Below are 262 nucleotides of genomic sequence, written 5' to 3'. Positions count from 1 at the left end.
GGTCTTTCGGCGTGGGTGTTTTTCACACCCATTGTCGTTACTCATGTCAGCATTCGCACTTCTGATACCTCCAGCAAGCTTCTCAACTCACCTTCACAGGCTTACAGAACGCTCCTCTACCGCATCATCCGAAGATGATACCCGTAGCTTCGGTGTATGGTTTGAGCCCCGTTACATCTTCCGCGCAGGCCGACTCGACTAGTGAGCTATTACGCTTTCTTTAAAGGGTGGCTGCTTCTAAGCCAACCTCCTAGCTGTCTAA

1 rRNA gene is annotated in these 262 nt (G+C 50.8%); it reads right to left on the bottom strand.

Annotation, left to right across the window (positions count from 1 at the left end):
* Positions 1 to 262, bottom strand: a 23S ribosomal RNA gene (locus tag KW849_RS31935); the annotation flags it as partial.

This window comes from Pseudomonas sp. PDM26 (assembly GCF_019219185.1).
Taxonomy (GTDB): Bacteria; Pseudomonadota; Gammaproteobacteria; order Pseudomonadales; family Pseudomonadaceae; genus Aquipseudomonas.
This window is presented reverse-complemented; position numbering and strand designations above follow the sequence as displayed.